Below are 16830 nucleotides of genomic sequence, written 5' to 3' on the forward strand. Positions count from 1 at the left end.
GAGTAAGGTGTTGCTTATTTTTTTCAATGTTTTCTCAATTCTATACAGCCCCTAACCATTGGCCTTGGCAAGTTAGGTAATGCACTTTGGACACATGTCGGCCGTGAGCCATCTGGTGATCCCTTTAACTCCATCATGATGCTAGAGCATGAGTCTGGTCGTCCGCGCAACCCTTTTATCAACGCTGGGGCGATAGCCGTGGTCGATGCGATTATGATGGGGCACGAGCCAAAAGAAACCTTGGGTGAGATCCTACAGTTTGTACGCTTTATCGCAGATGATGATTCCATCAGTTTTGATCATAAAGTGGCCGCCTCCGAAATGGCGCATAAAGACCGCAACGCCTCCCTCGCCCATTTTATGAAGTCATTTGGTCGTCTCAAGCACGAGGTGGACAAAGTATTGGGGGTTTATTTTCACCAATGTTCTATCGCAATGAATTGCCAGCAATTGGCCAAAGCGGGACTGTTTTTGGTGTCTAATGGCATGAACCATCACACCGGTATCAGGGTCATCAATACCCAGCGCTCGCGGCGGATCAACTCACTCATGATGCTATGCGGTCATTATGATGGCTCTGGTGAATTTGCCTATCGTGTTGGTCTGCCGGGTAAAAGTGGTGTGGGTGGCGGTATCCTAACGATTGCACCAGGCGAAGGATCAATCGCTGTCTGGTCACCTGGCCTTGATCATATAGGAAACTCTAGACTTGGCACCAAAGCGTTGGAGATGTTCGTACAAGAAACAGGCTGGTCAGTGTTTGGCGATTAGGTACTGGCGATTCGGGTTTGTTTGATAGACTCTATTGGATTTTTTGGCTTTTCTCTACTGACGCGTTTTTGTCATATTTTAACCAAATATATCTCGCATCATGCCATTTACTTTTCATAACAATGGCTTAACCACTATTGCCCATATGATTAAAAAGTATCAAAAATGCAGGGTTATTATGTCGCTTGGTAAGCATATAGTAAGCGCACAAAATACGCCTTGCTTAGTGGGCAAACGCTTAGTATAGTAAAACGTAATGATATGCAGGACATGGCGTCAGCCTAGGTTTTTACCATCTGTTCTTCCATATCAGTCACTGCACGACTTTTAATTTATTTTTTTCGACCCAATCCATTTAATTATTAATCCAAAGGATATTTGTATGGCTATTAGCTTAACAAAAGGCGGCAACGTAAACTTATCAAAAGAAGCACCAGGCTTGACCAACATCACAGTTGGTCTAGGTTGGGATCCACGCGCAACTGACGGTCAAGAGTTTGATTTAGATGCTATTGGCTTTTTGATCAATGAAGCGGGCAAGGTCCGTAACGACCAAGATTTTATCTTTTTTAATAACTTAAAGTCAGACAATGGCGCTGTTGAGCATACGGGTGATAACCGCACTGGCGAAGGCGATGGTGATGACGAAAAAATCAAAATCAACCTTGCCAACATCCCTGCTGATGTAAACAAAGTTGCTATTTGTGCCATCATCTATGAAGGTCAAGCACGTAACCAAAACTTCGGTCAAGTTGGCGATGCTTATATCCGTGTTGTGAACGACAATGGTCAATCTGAAATCGCCCGTTACGACCTATCAGAAGACGGCAGTACTGAGACTGCTATGATCTTTGGTGAGCTATATCGCCACAGCGGCGATTGGAAATTCCGCGCCGTCGGTCAAGGCTTCAGCGGTGGTCTTGGACCATTAGCAGCATCTTATGGCGTAAACGTGTAATACCAGTTTTTACGCAAACGTCTAACGAGCCAAGTCTTGCAAACCAATATTGGTTTGCAATATTTATAAGCCATCAAGTGTGCCCTTTTAACGCATTTGATGGCTTTATATTTAATGGGCTCAGCACTTTATTAGCTCAGCACCTTATCACTCGCAAACAAACCATAGCAGAACACACGCATATATTCAGAGCGATTATCAAAGATATTAGAATAAGGATTTGTCACCCATGGCTGCAACTTTCAGTTTAATCGGCACCATTGAACCCTTTTTGCACTGCAATCTCAAAAAGGGTGATTCAATTTATTGTGAAGCCAATGCAATGGTAATGATGGAGTCTAACCTTGAGTTAAAAGGTAAGCTACAAGGTGGTCTGATGCAATCACTCATGCGCCGTTTTGCCAATGATGAGTCGTTGTTTCAACAGCAGATTGAAGCAGTCCATGGCGAAGGCGACTGTTTGCTTGCCCCCACACTAGATGGCGATATGCAAATCATCGAGGTGGGATCACAGCAATATACCTTGAGTGATGGTGCTTTTGTCGCGGCGCAAACTGGCGTTGATATCAGAGCCAATATCCAGCGTAACCTGGGCGGCGCGGTATTCGGTGATACTGGTGGCTTTATGGTCATGCAAACGCAAGGGCAAGGACAGGTTGTAGTTTCTGGTTTTGGCTCATTGTTTGAGATTGAGGTCACCCCAGACAAAGATGTCATCATTGATAATGGTCATGTGGTTTGCTGGGATTCGAACCTCGATTATAAACTGTCCGTCTCGACCAGCAAGAAAAAAGGCATCATGAGTAATATCATCAACTCGGTCACCAGTGGCGAAGGTATGGTGTTGAACTTCTCAGGCAGTGGCAAAGTGATCATTTGCTCACGAAATCGTGACAGCTATCAGGGTTGGTTGCAAAGCATACTAGGGACGAGCTCAGGCGGTCGCGGCGGCGGCGGTGGTTTTTTAGATAATATCTTATAGCGTTTTTTAGAACTATGTTTAAGCAGTTTTACTCACAATTATTATAAGGATACTCACATGGCAGTTAGTCTACAAAAGGGACAGAAGATCTCCCTAAGCAAAGAAGCAGGCGGCGAGCTGACTCAAGTCAAATTGGGTCTAGGCTGGGATGTTGCTCAAAATCCACAAGACAAGAAAGGGGGATTTTTAGGTAAATTATTCGGCGGTGGTAGCGGCGGCGATTCTATCGATTTGGATGCTTCGTGCATCATGTTTGACGCAAACAAACAAGCGGTCGATGCTATCTGGTTCAGTCAGCTTAAATCAAAAGATGGCAGTATCGTGCATACGGGTGACAACCGTACTGGCGACGGCGATGGTGATGATGAAGTCATCAACGTTGATCTCTCAAGAGTCCCAGCCAACGTGACTTCGCTAGTATTTACGGTCAATAGCTTCACCGGTCAGACGTTCGAGACGGTAGAAAACGCGTTTTGCCGTATCGTTAATGCCAATAACAATAGCGAAGTAGCTCGCTACAACTTATCGGCACAAGGTGGACATACTGCCATGGTGATGGCAAAAGTCTATCGTCACAACAACGAATGGAAAATGCACGCTATTGGCGAGACTGCGTCTGGTCGCACCTTCCATGATTTAATGCCTGCGATCACGCCACATGCATAACTGAGTTGAGCCTTTAATTGGATAACGACTTATCTGATTCATTGACTTAGTGTGTAAAAAGCCAGCCCGTCTATCAATAGATTGGCTGGCTTTTTTTTAATCAGTCGCTTTTGTGCTCATGGGCTTTCTATTCTAGTAGTATGGTTCAAACCATTACTTGCGCCCACGCTTCCAGCTAAATCCCCAGTTAAAGGCCTTATCCATCTCCTGATGCCCTTTGAAATATTGATTGATACGCTCGACATTGATACTGCCCTGCTGATTGACCAAACGCGCGATGGCACACATCGGCAAGTTACCAGCCCCTTCTGTTAAACGGGTCTCAATCGGTGACTGATCGGGTACATGAATGGTCACGACGCCATCGGTTTTTTCCCAGTTTGGCGCGCCCTCATAAATAAAGGCAAAGATAAATACTTCCTCAATCTGTGACCACTGCTTACCATTGATATCAAGCCACTCACCGCCACTCACCTGCCCCGTTCTATCATCGGCTCGCAAGCATACATAAGGCGCTGATTGCAGGCTACCGAAGCGATTACCCAGTGCTTGAATCAAGGTTTTTTCGCCGTTTTTTAGATGAATCATCGCGCCAACATCCAGATCTATACCGCTTGATTGATGCTGTTTGAACAGATCGCCCAATAGGCCTTTTTTGGGAGCGGCCTTTTTACTCTCTGAACGTTGGTTCCAATCTAAGTTCACTGAGATTTTGCCAAAATCATCGCGCTTTTTCAGATTGATGCTTGATTGGTTCTTGGTTAAAGTGATTTTGTTTAGGTTGACCGACGGGGTCGCAGGAATCGGTGGCGGAGTACTCGCTTGAGAGGTATTGCCTGCTTTTTGCGTATTAATGGGTCGCTGTGTATTAATCGGCTGAGCCTGATTTTGCGTTGTATTTTGGGGTGCTGGCGCATCATCGGCAATCTCAACGCCAAAGTGCTCCGACAACGGTTTTAGGCCGCCATTAAATCCTTGCGCGATAAAGCGAAACTTCCAGTTACCTTGTCTGCGGTAACACTCTGCCAGAATAATGGCTTTTTCATTACGCCCAGCAGCGCTTAGTTGGCAAGTCATCAACACTTGACTGCCTTGTAGTACTTGAATATCGACATCGCCGACTTGTGCCAGCGTTTGCTCGCTAGAGAATGCCAAAGCAATCTTGTCGATATTGGCAGGCTGCGCGGGCAAATTGATATCAAAAAACCCATCACTGTCATGACCGCGAAAACTAACATTGCCATCATCACTACGTTTCTGACCATAAAATATCATGTCGCCATCGCCGCGTACTTTGCCATCAGTCGTCAGACGATAAGCGGCGCAATCAATGGCGTTTTGGCTTAAGATGCGAACACTAATATTATCGGTTGGTAATGGTGCATTGGCACCTGCGATCAGTTGCTGAGGTTGATTCATCATACGTCCTTTAGATTCTTTATTATGTTGTCGTTGTTGTCGTTGTTGTCGTTGTTGTCGTTGTTGTCATTGGCATGCGAACTATCGTCATATAGTAGCATGAATATTATGAACATTTTAAACCGAGCAATCACGCTACTAGCTACAAGATCACTCTTACAAATCCTTTTGCCTATTTAATCAGGGGCATTTATAACCTGTGCCATTTGTATATAATATATGCTGCTGAATGATCAAATTTTGACTATACTGCCGCCAGTTTTCAATAACCGTATCCACTCATCCAACTCCCTACATATGATAATAACGCTGAGAGAATTATGACTAACCTTGCTAACGATAGCGTCCACTCCACATCAATAGCTGCTTGGTTAGCTGAGGGTCAATCCAGCCAGCGTGATATGTTAGAGAGCTTACAGAACTTAAAAAGCAAATATAGCACCCCTTTTAATATTATTGCCTCACACCGTCATAACCGACCTGAGATTTTTGAATTTGCTGATAGGGTCTATCGCGAACCATATCCAGAAAAAGTAGCCATAGAGGATGAGGCGCAAGAGACAACTGAGCCTGTTATACCTCGCTGGCAATTCGTCTTGGAACACGCCAAAGAGCACAACGTCAAAGTATTATTAACGGGGCGCAATGGGGTCGATTATGAAGCGCATCGTGAGGCGTTTGATGCCGCTGGTATTCGTTTGCTTACAGGCGCAACCAGCGTAGCAGCACTAGAGTCGATCGAAGATAAGTTTGCCTTTATGCAGCAGTGTCACCAACACAATATCCCTGTCGCTGATGCTTGGCGCTTTGATAATGTGACAGAGCTGGAAGCATTACTTGCCGAACACGGTCATCAGCCCCTATGTGTCAAACCGGTTGTTGGTATTTTTGCTCAAGGATTTTGGCGCTTGGATTTAGGCAAAGAACCTGATGAACACTACGATAGTTTTGAGCATTTGTACTTTACCGAAGAGAAAAAAATCAATACCGCGCAGTTTATCAATGCGTATACCAACAGTCTAATGGTACGTGAGCGCCCTATTCCTATGCTGCTTATGCCGTATTTGTCAGGGCAAGAGTACTCTATTGATGTGGTTTGTGAATATGGTGAAGTATTGGCCGCCGTCACGCGTTATAAAACCGGCAAAATCCAGCATATTGGCTATGAGCAATCCGTCATGGATGTGGTGATTCCATTGATTCAAGCCTTTGGCTGTGACGGTATCGTCAGTGTGCAGACCAAAGCTGATGATGACGGTCAGCACCGTGTGCTTGAGATCAATAGTCGCCCGTCTGGTGGTATTGGTTACACGACGCATAGCGGTGTGGATTTGACACAGGTCGGCTTTGGCTATTGGCTTGGTCTAACTGATAAGCCAACACTGGCTGATATCACGCAACAAATAACACCCTGTCAAGTACGCTCCATTACGGTAGGCGTAAAAATCGAAGATACTGCTGAATAAGTAAAAATAAGCAGGCAACATAAAGAACGACTGACAACCGAGTATATATCCAATAAGAGGTAGACGATGACAGCACAGACCACACTCGTGTTAGGCGCCAATGCTGTTATCGCAGACGTGCGCTGTTCGGTCGCATTTTCTAGCGCTTCTCCGCTTAGGTTTGGACAGCAGCTTGGGCTACTTTGGTTGCCATTAGATGCCAATCGTCAGGCTGTTTGTAGCCCTGCTTATTTACATGAGCCCAAAGACTGGGCAACGATAGATGATACCAATAACCCAAGCAAATGGCAGCTTAATCTACCCAAATTGTTTGAGCAACAAGGTGTGCATTTTTTACAGCTGATTGCTTATGCTTACGATGAGCCTAGCCTGAACTTGCCTGCGGTTGAGCTAAGCAATGTTTGCTTAACACTGAATGATGGCGCAATCGGCTATGACTTTATAGCGCGCGAACGCCACGTCAAAGCTGCGATTATACTAGAGATATATCAGCGTAACGGACAGTTTAAATGTCGGGCGCTTGGCGAAGCTTCGACCCAAGGTTTGACGAGTCTTGAGCAGCGAGTACAAGTCAGTCTTGATGTTCGTCCACCCAACACACATGCACGTATCCAAACAGCACAGCAACAGCAAGCCTGCCCTCACAATGAAATGCGTCCGCCTCGTCACGTGCAGGCAGGTGAGACATGGACAGGGACGGCGTTTGCCATTGATCCGTACCACCTGCTTACCTGCTATCATGTGATTGAGTCCGCTCAAATGATTGGCATACGTCAGCAAGGTCAGCCTGATCGCGAGGCACAAGTCGTGCTCAGTGATATCGGTAGCGACTCCGCTATTATAAGAGTCAGCGACCCCCTGCCCAGCCATATACCATTGGCACAGCAATGCAGTGATATATTGGGTGAGACCATTACTACATTAGGATTTCCATTATCAGGGCTAAGCAGTCAACTACAAGTCACACAAGGCTGTATCTCAGGGCTAACGGGCTTAAACGATGATATTCGTTACCTTCAGTTTACCGCGCCCATTCAGCCTGGCTCTAGTGGTAGTCCTTTACTACTACCAACTGGTGAGGTCGTCGGCATGGTGACTGCCAGTCTCGTTCATGAACACGCACAAAATATGAACTATGCGGTGAAATTTCAGTTATTATCTGCGCTGCTTGCGAGCGCTGGTATCAGTTTGGAGAGTAAGGCTGATTTGACAAGCGCCACGCCTCTGATCACACCGCAACTCAGCAAGCAAAGTCGCAGTGCATTATGGCTGGTTGGCTGTCAGGGTTAACGACATACTACAATGATAAGATCAAAAGAAAAACGGCATTAATCAAGGACTGTTATATCAATGAAACTCAACAACATAGCCGTTCTTATCGATGCCGATAATGCTTCAGCTAATAACATTAATTATATTTTACGTAAGATAGAGAGTATCGGTAATGTTACTTGCAAAAAAGTCTATGGTGACTGGGGCAATGTACATATTCAAGGTTGGCAAGAAGCACTGCTAAAACATGCTATCGACCCAATACAACATTTCGCCTATGCTAAAGGTAAAAATACGACTGATATTGGTCTAGTTATTGAAGCTATGGACTTATTACATAGTGGTCATTATGACGGCTTTTGCTTAGTATCTAGTGATAGTGACTTCACTGCTTTGGCGTTACGCATACGAAAAAATGGTATCAAAGTCTTTGGTTTCGGTAAAAAGCAGACCGTTAAAGCATTCACACAAGCCTGTGACAGTTTTTACTACGTGGAGGATCTAGTACCTTTACCAAAAGCACTGCCCATTAGCGAGCACAAAGACACGCCTAGCTTTGATACTAAGACAAAACCATTGCTGCCTGTCGCCGAATCCAAAACATCACCCGAAAAATGGACAACCAAAGCACTTCAAAAGCAGACATATCTTATTAGCATATTAAACAAGCTGATAAAAGAAGACCCAAATTCTGCCAAAGGCTGGTCAAATTTATCTTATCTTGCTAGCCAGATTAAACAACACCATACAAATATCAAGTTAGATAGATACGGCTATGCAAAGTTTTCAGAATTAATTATAGCAATGGCGTTATATGAGATCCGTACTGTGAACAAAGTCATTTCTATTAAACTCAACAACGATGTATTGCCAACTTTAAGTGTGGAGCCAAACGACAAGGCCACATCAGTATGGGATGAGGGTCGCCTAAAACGTGATACAAAATTATTAACTAGTCTGCGTGCTTCCATTATCGATCACCCGAAAGCCGATAATGAGCGATGGGTGAATTTCGGCTTGATTGGTAGTGCTATGAAGGCGCACTACCCAAATTTCGATCCTAAAAATTACGGTTATGCCAGACTCTCTAGCATGATTAGAAATATCGGAATATTTGAAACCAAAACGGTAAACTCTACGCTCTATGTACGTCATAAAGCTAAGTAAACACTAGCAACAAACAAAATCTGATAATACATAGGACAACAAGAAATAATGAATGATACAAATCAAGATATAACTTCTAACAAAACCTATAAACGCAGCATCACCCTACCTCGCGGCACCCTTGATCTGACCTATCAGACCAACTCAATGGCTAACAAAAATAGCCTGAAACAAAACGACAGTTATCAATTAGAAGATCTGCTTGGTTTTGCTCAGCGTATTAATCCAAAACGGGCGTTTTTGTTTGTATCCAAAGTATTGGGTCGTCATATCCCCGTGGCACCCAGCACGATGCGAGATGCGTTTACTGACTTGGCCAATTTAGTTCCTAGCGATTTGCCCAAGCCAATTTTAGTTATTGGTATGGCAGAGACAGCAGTGGGTTTATCCGCTGGCGTGCATCAAGCGCTACAAACACGTTATCCAAGTGCGTTATTGCTAAACTCTACGCGTCACACGCAGCATAGTGACAATAACTCCGAAGCGTTACTAACAACGTTTAATGAAGATCATAGTCATGCCAGCCAGCATTTAATTTATCAAAGTACAGATAGCGTCACGCAAGAGCAGCTGCTTACCAGCAAAACGCTGATTATGGTCGATGATGAAGCATCAACAGGCAATACTTGTGTCAATGTCGTCACGGCTTTACGTGCTGCAGGGCTCACTCAGCTAGAGCAAGTACATCTAACGACTTTGGTTGATTGGTCATTGGATCAAGAAAACACGGACCAGCAGACAAATGACATTATGCCTGTCCGTATGGCAGATCGCTTAACTGGTATTGAGTTTCATCGCCATCACTTACTGTCTGGCGCTTGGCAATGGACAGACGCGCCCAACCCAGAGCCTATCACCATGCCATCGGTTGATACCACTGCCGCTGGTAGTCAAGCGCTTGGATTTACAGGTAACTGGGGACGTTTTCCCATATTAAATAGCACAGATGGGTTTGACAACTATCTTTCGAGCTTTCAGGCTGCATTTGCAAGCTTCCATAATCAAGACAGCTTTGATGTCACTCAATTACCCAAAAAAATCTTGGTGTTGGGCAGCAATGAGTTTGTTTGGTTACCGTTTTTATTGGCGGAGTGGCTTGAGACAACGTCTCAAAACCTCAAAGTTGATACTGATACTATCGTTAAATTTAGTGCGTTAACACGCTCACCGATTGCGCTTGGCGGGGCCATCACCACGATGTTGAGCTTTCATGATAATTATGGGCTGGGCATGACCAACTTTGTTTATAATGTTGACCCTGACGAGTGGGACTTGATTGTATTATGTGTAGAAACACCAACGGATAGCGTGGATGCGATGTGGAAAGGTTTGGATAATGTGGTGGTGGTCAGTCCGACGACTTAAGCCATTCTTTAACTTTCATACTTACTGCTTATGGATGATGTCATGACTATCCCATTTTTTAAGCCCAGCCCAGATATTATCAAACCCTATGCCTTAATGGATTTGGACGATACACTTTTTCAAACCCAGCGCAAGATTGATGCTTGGCAAGTCCCGACTGCAGAGCCAGAACACTTAGTTTGTGCGACGGTCAACAAGCAAAACGAGCCACTAAGCTTTATGAGTCAGCGCCAAGCGAGCTTCTTTAATTGGCTACTCAATAGCACTGAACTGATCGTAGTAACAGCACGTGACCGCAGTGAGATCAAACGCGTGAAACTGCCATTCGACAGTTGGCAAGTATTGACCCATGGCGCCATTATTTTAACGGCTGATGGGCAGTTACTAAGCGCGTGGCAGCAGCATATGCATAGCAAGCTTGCACCGTTGCAAGATAAGTTAAACCAACTAAGCGAGCTGTTTGCTAGTCATAGCAAAAGTGAGCAGAGTCATTTGGTATTTACGCCGCATGTCGATAGCTTTAACAATGGCTCTGTAGATGAAGAATTAACGATTTATCTAGCGATCAAACACGCGCAAAAAGACCATCAAGCATTAGTTGAACTGGCCAAAAAACTGCCCACGTTAATACGAGATTTTGAGCAAGATTTTTATGTGCATGTGAATGCCAATAATCTAGCGATATTACCGCACGCGGTACATAAGCGCCATGCTGTACAGTTTTTATTAGACAATCATTTAGACCATCAGCGTCCCAGTTTTGGTTTTGGTGATAGCTTAGCGGATTTGCCTTTTCTGCAGCTGCTTGACTGGTACGGTATGCCAAGCCGCGGTCAGATGCATGAGCAATATTAGTTTCAGCCATCTGTCTAATTATTCGGGCTAGATCGTCAGGCTAAACAATCAGTGTAGAGCACCCGTTTAAACCATTAGCCTAAAAAATCAGCCCAGAAAATCAGCCAAAAAACAGACACAGAACCTCTCTTTTATCATCACGAGTGCCATTATTCATACTATGACTTTACCTAACATACAGACCAACAGAGCCAATCTAAACAATTACGGCTCAGGTAGCTACCTTGCCAGCGACGTGACCGTCCTGCTCGATATCGTCGATAAAGACGCTGTTGCTGATGTGCCCGTCAGTCAAAAAGAGGCACTCATTCAAAGTGGGCAACGTCACTACTCTGATATGTTGACCTTGGAGCAAGCGCCTACCGCGATGCATGAAGAGCTATACCAACAGGCACTAGCGCAAGGTGGTAAGAGAGCCGCAACTGATATCGCACGCTTAGCGCATACCCTACATCATGTTTTTCAGCATGATGTCAGTGACGAGCATCCCCTAGTCTTGGTCAGTTTGGTACGGGCAGGTCTACCGATTGGTGTGCTATTGCAGCGTGCGTTATCTGACACAGATAGCAGCTACCATTTGCCAAGTATACATTATGGTATCAGCATCATTCGTGATCGCGGGCTTGACCCTGTGGCGCTGCAAATGTTGCTGGACGCTTACCCAAACAGTCCGATTGTATTTGTCGATGGCTGGACAGGTAAAGGCGCGATTTATAAAGAGCTTGCGCGCAGCTTAAACGTATTTAGCGACACGGCTCATGCCAACTTTGCCAATATTTTTCATCAAGGTGCTGATGTCATTCCGCTACTGACCCTTGCCGATCCGGCTGGCGTTGCTTGGCTCGCAGCGAGCGCGGAAGATTGGTTAATTCCATCGGGTTTGTTAAATAGTACCGTATCAGGACTGATTTCACGCAGCTTATACACCGAGCCGTCATCTGGTCTCCATCGCAGTGTCTTTTATGAGGATTTGATTGAAGCAGATCATAGCGTGGCATTTATCGATCATGTTGATGCAGCCAGACGCTCATTGACTATGCTGCCAGAGCATTTGCCGACATATCAGCAGCCGCGCTACCAGACGGCAGCATTAATAGATTCGCTCGCAGTAGACTATGATATTACCAATCATAACCGTATTAAGCCAACTATCGCCGAGGCGACGCGCGCGATACTACGCCGCGATCCAGAGCGTATATTGCTCGCGACCGCCGATCATCCCGATACCGTACTACTGCGTCATTTATGTGCGCAGCGAGGCATCACTATTGAGGTATTAGGTGATAAAATACACCCTTATCAAGCCATCACTCTGATCAAGCAACGCTCCAAAGACAGTTAATGCTTTTGGCATGAATACCTCTAGCGCGATTGAACGCTTGCCCTTTATCCCTCTATTTATGATGCCAACTATGTCAGATATAACAAACAACGAGTCAGCGACTTACCTTGACACTCAGTCCTATGATACCCTGTCTTATGCGCATCTGATCACTGAGCGTCATGCGATGGTCAGACCGCACACGCACCACCCCTACCAGCTGGGTGCTAGCCTATATATGCCTGCCACTCGCCAAGACATCTGGCAAGTGATTAAGCGTGACAAACTACCAACGATCAATAGCATTATTATTTGTTTAGAAGATGCCGTCAGTCATGAGGATGTGGAGTTGGCGCTTGAGCGTTTGCGCACGCTGCTGGGTACGTGGGCTGAGCATGTCAATAGCATCAATGATCCATCCCGAGCTGCTGCTATTCACGCACAGCACCCAACGCGTCCACTGGTTTTTATACGTCCGCGTAGCCCAATGATGCTACAGCAATTGGCTGATTATGCGCATATTGATCTCATTGATGGTTTTGTCATGCCAAAAGTCGATATGTATAGCTTATCCAATTGGCGCATGGCTTGTCAGAACCTCAGCGTTGATCATCTGCTGATGCCGACGCTCGAAACGGCTGCATTATTCAATCCGCATCATAATCAAGAGCTGGCGATTGCTTTTAAAGAAGCCTTTAGTCAGCCAGTATTTGCGCTACGTATCGGGGGTAATGACTTATTTGCCGCATTGCGCCTGCGTCGTCCAAAGAATAGCATTGTCTATGACACGCCTATCGGCACCCTTGCCTATCAGCTGCTTGGCTGCTTCGTACCGCATGGTTTTTATCTGACAGCGCCAGTATTTGAGTACTTGGACCAGCCAACCCTTTTTATGCAGGAGCTAAACCGCGATGTCAGTTTGGGACTGGCAGGCAAAACGGTCATTCATCCAAGCCAAATTGCACTGGTGCAGCAAGCCTACTGTGTGCCGCTAAGTAAATTGGATGAAGCGCAAGCGATCCTGCACTCTGAGGCCAAGGCGGTGTTCAAGTACAACAACACCATGCTAGAACCTGCGACCCACCGGGCATGGGCGACCGAAATCGTCAATCGTGCAGAGGCATTTGGCACCATTGACGATGGCCACAGCCAATATAGCTCACGGATGTAATCGTTAACTATGTGATACTTCAATACGATGCAAAAAGCCGCTACCTTTTATTAATAGCGGCTTTTTTTATGCATCTTTATAGACTACTGCTTAAACAACCTAACAATACAAAACCTTCCTTTAACCGCTAAACATTACACGCAGTTTTCCAAAAACTGACTGAGCACTCGGTTCACTTGATCAGGCTCTTCCACTGTCGACGTATGGCCAGCGCCTTTAATAATAGCAAGCTTCGACCCAGCGATAGCAAAATGCATGCGCTCAGACTTTGCGTAAGGCGTTGCGGCATCTTCATCACCCACGACAATAAGTGTCGGTGTCGTGATATTACCCAATTGCTCATAAGTGCCAGTGCGATCGATGACACCCATTGTTGCCTTAACGACACCATCCTTGCGATTACTTTGTAGCATCGTCAGCCACTGTTTGCGATCAGATTTGCGCAGCTTGTCGGCCAAAAAAGTACTGCCAAACATAATCGGCATGACTTTATTGCTCACGCGCTTCATACCAAGCCAGCGAATGGCTTTGACTAACTTACGATACTGCGGGACATTTTTTGGGTCTTCAGGGTCGGCTGACGTCTCAAGCAACGTTAATGACAACAGCAAATCCGGTCGCTTAAGCGCAATACGTTGAGCGACAAACCCGCCCATGGATAACCCAACAAAGTGACATTTAGCAATAGCGAGTGCGTCAAGTAACCCTAGCGTATCTTCGGTCAATGTCTCCATATCATAGCCAGATTTGGTAATCTGTGACTGACCCTGCCCTCGAAAATCAAACGCAATGCAGCGATAATCGGTTTGAAAATACGCCACTTGCTTGTCATACATCTGCGAGCTCCACAGCAGACCATGGGCAAACACGATAACGGGTTTTTGCGTGTCATTGGGCGCACTGTCTTCATAATAGATATCGACATTATTGACTTTTATTGTTGGCATAATCACTTCCTTGTTTGGTGAAAACTCTGATTAATCAGTTGAACTGCGCATGACCGAACGCGCTACCTGCATAGTAGCATAATCTATTAATAAGTCAGGAACTCACCTTTTTATGAACCATGCGTATTATCTGTATCTTATTCATACACTCTTTTTGTTCATACAGGCATGGCAGTTTACACGAGCAACTCAAAGAGCCAACCGCCATGTAGATGTGTCTTAAGCGCCCACAAAACCTGCTTTTATAATGCGCGCAAGCTGCTATAGTAATCAGCATTGCGTTATTTATTACCATCAATTTGTCCCGCTGTCTTTTATACGGGCACCCAAAATAGCTGCCTAACACAGTCATTGAAAATAAGGAAATCTCAAATGTCACAGTCTATCGTTGATTATCAAGTGAATAATCACATTGCCACCATTACGTTTAACGATCCAAAAAGCTTAAATGCGTTTGGCACGCCACTAAAAAACAACGTGTTAATAGCGCTAGATAAAGCAGCGGCTGATGATCAAGTACGAGTCATTATCTTGCAAGGCGCTGGTGGTAATTTTTCAAGTGGCGGTGATATCAAAGAGATGTTATCTGAAGGATTGGACAAGGACGTTATCTCAACCAAGTTGAGAGGTATGGTAGAAGGCGCAGGCGAAGTCAGCTTAAAGCTACGTAATGTCCATAAACCAATCATTGCCAAATTAGAAGGTGCCGTAGCAGGGGCTGGCATGAACTTAGCGCTTACCTGTGATTTTCGTATCGCAGCGGATAATGCAAAGTTTGTCCAAGCCTTTGTCAATATTGGTTTAGTGCCAGATGCAGGCGGTATTTATTTATTGAATCAATTGGTTGGTACAGCAAAAGCCACTGAGCTTGTGATGCTGGGTGATAAGCTGAAAGCGGAAGATATGGCACGCTTAAATCTGGTCAATCAAGTGGTTAGTGTGGAAGAGCTAGACGCCACCGTTCAAGCATTGGCTCTAAGATTGAGCCAGCTGCCAGGTAAAGCCCTAGCCTCTATGAAACATATGTTCAATGTGCACGCGTTTATGGGTTTGAACGAGGCATTAGATATGGAAGTGGAGCAGCAGACCATGATGGCAAAAACCGATGACTTTATCGAAGGCGTCAGCGCCTTTATTGAAAAGCGTAAACCAGTTTATCAAGGTAAATAGCTAATCGATGATTTAGTAATATTGTCAAAAAGGCTGCTCATTAGTAGCCTTTTTTCATGCCATACCATTGTCACTACTTGATGGCATAATTGTTATGATACAGACGCTGACTTATAGTGATACGGTAAGGTAAATATCTTGTCAAAAATAAAGGTGAATACGAAATTATAAATTAAGAAAAACACTAGCAAGGCAGCTTCCATCATAAACGCTTGGAGCAAGCCAACGTGATACCAAATCATATATAGCGGTAAGCAAATCAAAACCAAACCGACTTCAAATATAAAGGCATGAACACTACGAATAAGCAGCGTGCGCTCTGCTATTTGCCTGCGCTCCTCCCAAGTCTCAAAAGCGGTGTTGTATACAAAGTTCCAAATGATGGCAGCCAGCGATACCATCATCGCGACAGGTAGAGAGTCCGATGCCTCGCTATTGCTGAGCTTCATCAATACAAAGGTAGAGGAGATAATTGCGACAATCTCGAACACAGCCACATAGACAATGCGGCGTTTGAGTGGGGATAAAGTAATCAACCAAGACTCCAAAGCACCTGTATTTAAACAAAAAAGTGCATATCAAAGTATCGGTCCGTCCCGAGATAGAAAAGATAGATTGAGTGCAGAGCCACGGTTTCCGCCTGCACTTATATTATACATAAGATGGCATAAAAAATCAGCCAGTACATTTATACAGACGTAAACAGATTTATCAAAAACCGACTTTATCCTAGGCCAGACTATTTTGCTGGCGGGCCCCATTGATTGGTTTCAGGCTTAGTATCATTAGCACAAAATACAAGAAACACAATGCCGCCTATCAGTGGTATTAAGGATATTAAAAACCACCATCCTGAGCGACCCGTATCATGTAACCTGCGAATACCAACAGCAATACTGGGTAAAGCAAGACCAAGCGCTACAACTATATAAACAGGCCCTGTTTCTGCGTCAAAAATGATTGCATCTATTATCATCGCAAAAATTGCCAAGATCATATATACCAAAGAAAAATACCAAAACTCTTTACGGCGTGCCCGACCAGAGAAATTGACATAATTTCTCATGCACTTTTTGAACCAATCAATGATTCCATAGTTTTCTTCAGCATTGTGATTGCCCGTAGTCATATTTTTTGGTAATGGTGGCGGGGTCGTTTTATCAAGCTTAATATTATTTTCCATAGGGCTTATTATCTCAGTCGTGAAAAGTAGAAATCGTCATTGCAAATTATCAACAATTAGCTTTGATTATAGATACTCAATAAAAGTTTGTAAATGAATACTAGTTTTCTTAGAGTC

The 16830-nt window shown here is 44.7% G+C and carries 16 protein-coding genes; 12 read left to right on the forward strand and 4 right to left on the reverse strand.

Going from position 1 to position 16830, the window contains the following annotated elements:
- The first annotated feature begins 57 nt into the window (after positions 1 to 57).
- The 4 genes from L0G63_RS08175 to L0G63_RS08190 all read left to right on the forward strand — a co-directional run bounded on the left by L0G63_RS08175 (position 58) and on the right by L0G63_RS08190 (position 3377).
- The gene (locus L0G63_RS08175) at positions 58 to 771 is read left to right on the forward strand and encodes a glutaminase (protein ID WP_301450221.1); all 714 of its coding nucleotides are present in this window, start codon (positions 58 to 60) and stop codon (positions 769 to 771) included.
- A 382-nt stretch (positions 772 to 1153) separates the two neighbouring features.
- Complete coding sequence (locus tag L0G63_RS08180; protein WP_301450202.1) at positions 1154 to 1729, forward strand: TerD family protein; 576 nt, start codon at positions 1154 to 1156, stop codon at positions 1727 to 1729.
- A gap of 229 nt (positions 1730 to 1958) precedes the next feature.
- Positions 1959 to 2711: a TIGR00266 family protein gene (locus L0G63_RS08185; protein WP_301450203.1), complete on the forward strand. Its 753-nt coding sequence runs from the start codon at positions 1959 to 1961 to the stop codon at positions 2709 to 2711.
- A 57-nt stretch (positions 2712 to 2768) separates the two neighbouring features.
- Positions 2769 to 3377: a TerD family protein gene (locus L0G63_RS08190; protein ID WP_058024749.1), complete on the forward strand. Its 609-nt coding sequence runs from the start codon at positions 2769 to 2771 to the stop codon at positions 3375 to 3377.
- Between the two features lie 153 nt (positions 3378 to 3530).
- On the opposite strand, the gene L0G63_RS08195 is transcribed toward L0G63_RS08190, so the two are convergent.
- The gene (locus L0G63_RS08195) at positions 3531 to 4796 is read right to left on the reverse strand and encodes a TerD family protein (protein WP_301450222.1); all 1266 of its coding nucleotides are present in this window, start codon (positions 4794 to 4796) and stop codon (positions 3531 to 3533) included.
- Between the two features lie 320 nt (positions 4797 to 5116).
- Here L0G63_RS08195 and L0G63_RS08200 point away from each other — a divergent pair, with 320 nt between their 5' ends.
- The 7 genes from L0G63_RS08200 (at position 5117) to L0G63_RS08230 (ending at position 13413) form a co-directional block, all read left to right on the forward strand.
- Positions 5117 to 6262: an ATP-grasp domain-containing protein gene (locus L0G63_RS08200; protein ID WP_301450204.1), complete on the forward strand. Its 1146-nt coding sequence runs from the start codon at positions 5117 to 5119 to the stop codon at positions 6260 to 6262.
- A gap of 66 nt (positions 6263 to 6328) precedes the next feature.
- Positions 6329 to 7552, forward strand: coding sequence for a serine protease (locus L0G63_RS08205; protein ID WP_301450205.1), 1224 nt, complete (start codon positions 6329 to 6331; stop codon positions 7550 to 7552).
- A 60-nt stretch (positions 7553 to 7612) separates the two neighbouring features.
- Positions 7613 to 8701, forward strand: a complete 1089-nt coding sequence (locus L0G63_RS08210; RefSeq protein ID WP_301450206.1) for an NYN domain-containing protein — start codon at positions 7613 to 7615, stop codon at positions 8699 to 8701.
- Positions 8702 to 8749: 48 nt separating this feature from the next.
- Positions 8750 to 10066: a phosphoribosyltransferase domain-containing protein gene (locus L0G63_RS08215; RefSeq protein WP_301450207.1), complete on the forward strand. Its 1317-nt coding sequence runs from the start codon at positions 8750 to 8752 to the stop codon at positions 10064 to 10066.
- A 42-nt stretch (positions 10067 to 10108) separates the two neighbouring features.
- On the forward strand, positions 10109 to 10921 hold the full coding sequence (locus tag L0G63_RS08220; protein ID WP_301450208.1) for an HAD hydrolase family protein: 813 nt from the start codon (positions 10109 to 10111) through the stop codon (positions 10919 to 10921).
- A 160-nt stretch (positions 10922 to 11081) separates the two neighbouring features.
- Positions 11082 to 12263 carry a cysteine protease StiP domain-containing protein gene (locus L0G63_RS08225; protein ID WP_301450209.1) on the forward strand — a complete coding sequence of 394 codons (1182 nt, stop codon included), beginning with the start codon at positions 11082 to 11084 and terminating at the stop codon, positions 12261 to 12263.
- Positions 12264 to 12273: 10 nt separating this feature from the next.
- Positions 12274 to 13413 (forward strand): HpcH/HpaI aldolase/citrate lyase family protein, encoded by a 1140-nt coding sequence (locus tag L0G63_RS08230; protein ID WP_367618358.1) that lies wholly within the window; start codon positions 12274 to 12276, stop codon positions 13411 to 13413.
- Between the two features lie 134 nt (positions 13414 to 13547).
- On the opposite strand, the gene L0G63_RS08235 is transcribed toward L0G63_RS08230, so the two are convergent.
- On the reverse strand, positions 13548 to 14360 hold the full coding sequence (locus L0G63_RS08235) for an alpha/beta fold hydrolase (RefSeq protein ID WP_301450210.1): 813 nt from the start codon (positions 14358 to 14360) through the stop codon (positions 13548 to 13550).
- A 372-nt stretch (positions 14361 to 14732) separates the two neighbouring features.
- Here L0G63_RS08235 and L0G63_RS08240 point away from each other — a divergent pair, with 372 nt between their 5' ends.
- Positions 14733 to 15530 (forward strand): enoyl-CoA hydratase/isomerase family protein, encoded by a 798-nt coding sequence (locus L0G63_RS08240; protein ID WP_301450211.1) that lies wholly within the window; start codon positions 14733 to 14735, stop codon positions 15528 to 15530.
- A 92-nt stretch (positions 15531 to 15622) separates the two neighbouring features.
- On the opposite strand, the gene L0G63_RS08245 is transcribed toward L0G63_RS08240, so the two are convergent.
- Both L0G63_RS08245 and L0G63_RS08250 read right to left on the reverse strand, forming a co-directional pair.
- The gene (locus L0G63_RS08245) at positions 15623 to 16066 is read right to left on the reverse strand and encodes a PACE efflux transporter (RefSeq protein WP_301450212.1); all 444 of its coding nucleotides are present in this window, start codon (positions 16064 to 16066) and stop codon (positions 15623 to 15625) included.
- Between the two features lie 203 nt (positions 16067 to 16269).
- Positions 16270 to 16713 (reverse strand): DUF805 domain-containing protein, encoded by a 444-nt coding sequence (locus L0G63_RS08250; RefSeq protein WP_301450213.1) that lies wholly within the window; start codon positions 16711 to 16713, stop codon positions 16270 to 16272.
- Positions 16714 to 16830 lie beyond the last annotated feature (117 nt).

This window comes from Psychrobacter sp. (assembly GCF_030454045.1).
Lineage (GTDB): Bacteria > Pseudomonadota > Gammaproteobacteria > Pseudomonadales > Moraxellaceae > Psychrobacter.

Bases quoted from the DNA above. Each gene is read 5' to 3' on its own strand.
- L0G63_RS08195 (WP_301450222.1), bottom strand. From the start codon at position 4,796: ATGAATCAACCTCAGCAACTGATCGCAGGTGCCAATGCACCATTACCA.
- L0G63_RS08180 (WP_301450202.1), top strand. From the start codon at position 1,154: ATGGCTATTAGCTTAACAAAAGGCGGCAACGTAAACTTATCAAAAGAA.
- L0G63_RS08240 (WP_301450211.1), top strand. From the start codon at position 14,733: ATGTCACAGTCTATCGTTGATTATCAAGTGAATAATCACATTGCCACC.
- L0G63_RS08230 (WP_367618358.1), top strand. From the start codon at position 12,274: ATGAATACCTCTAGCGCGATTGAACGCTTGCCCTTTATCCCTCTATTT.
- L0G63_RS08215 (WP_301450207.1), top strand. From the start codon at position 8,750: ATGAATGATACAAATCAAGATATAACTTCTAACAAAACCTATAAACGC.
- L0G63_RS08225 (WP_301450209.1), top strand. From the start codon at position 11,082: ATGACTTTACCTAACATACAGACCAACAGAGCCAATCTAAACAATTAC.
- L0G63_RS08200 (WP_301450204.1), top strand. From the start codon at position 5,117: ATGACTAACCTTGCTAACGATAGCGTCCACTCCACATCAATAGCTGCT.
- L0G63_RS08250 (WP_301450213.1), bottom strand. From the start codon at position 16,713: ATGGAAAATAATATTAAGCTTGATAAAACGACCCCGCCACCATTACCA.
- L0G63_RS08190 (WP_058024749.1), top strand. From the start codon at position 2,769: ATGGCAGTTAGTCTACAAAAGGGACAGAAGATCTCCCTAAGCAAAGAA.
- L0G63_RS08235 (WP_301450210.1), bottom strand. From the start codon at position 14,360: ATGCCAACAATAAAAGTCAATAATGTCGATATCTATTATGAAGACAGT.
- L0G63_RS08210 (WP_301450206.1), top strand. From the start codon at position 7,613: ATGAAACTCAACAACATAGCCGTTCTTATCGATGCCGATAATGCTTCA.
- L0G63_RS08205 (WP_301450205.1), top strand. From the start codon at position 6,329: ATGACAGCACAGACCACACTCGTGTTAGGCGCCAATGCTGTTATCGCA.
- L0G63_RS08185 (WP_301450203.1), top strand. From the start codon at position 1,959: ATGGCTGCAACTTTCAGTTTAATCGGCACCATTGAACCCTTTTTGCAC.
- L0G63_RS08220 (WP_301450208.1), top strand. From the start codon at position 10,109: ATGACTATCCCATTTTTTAAGCCCAGCCCAGATATTATCAAACCCTAT.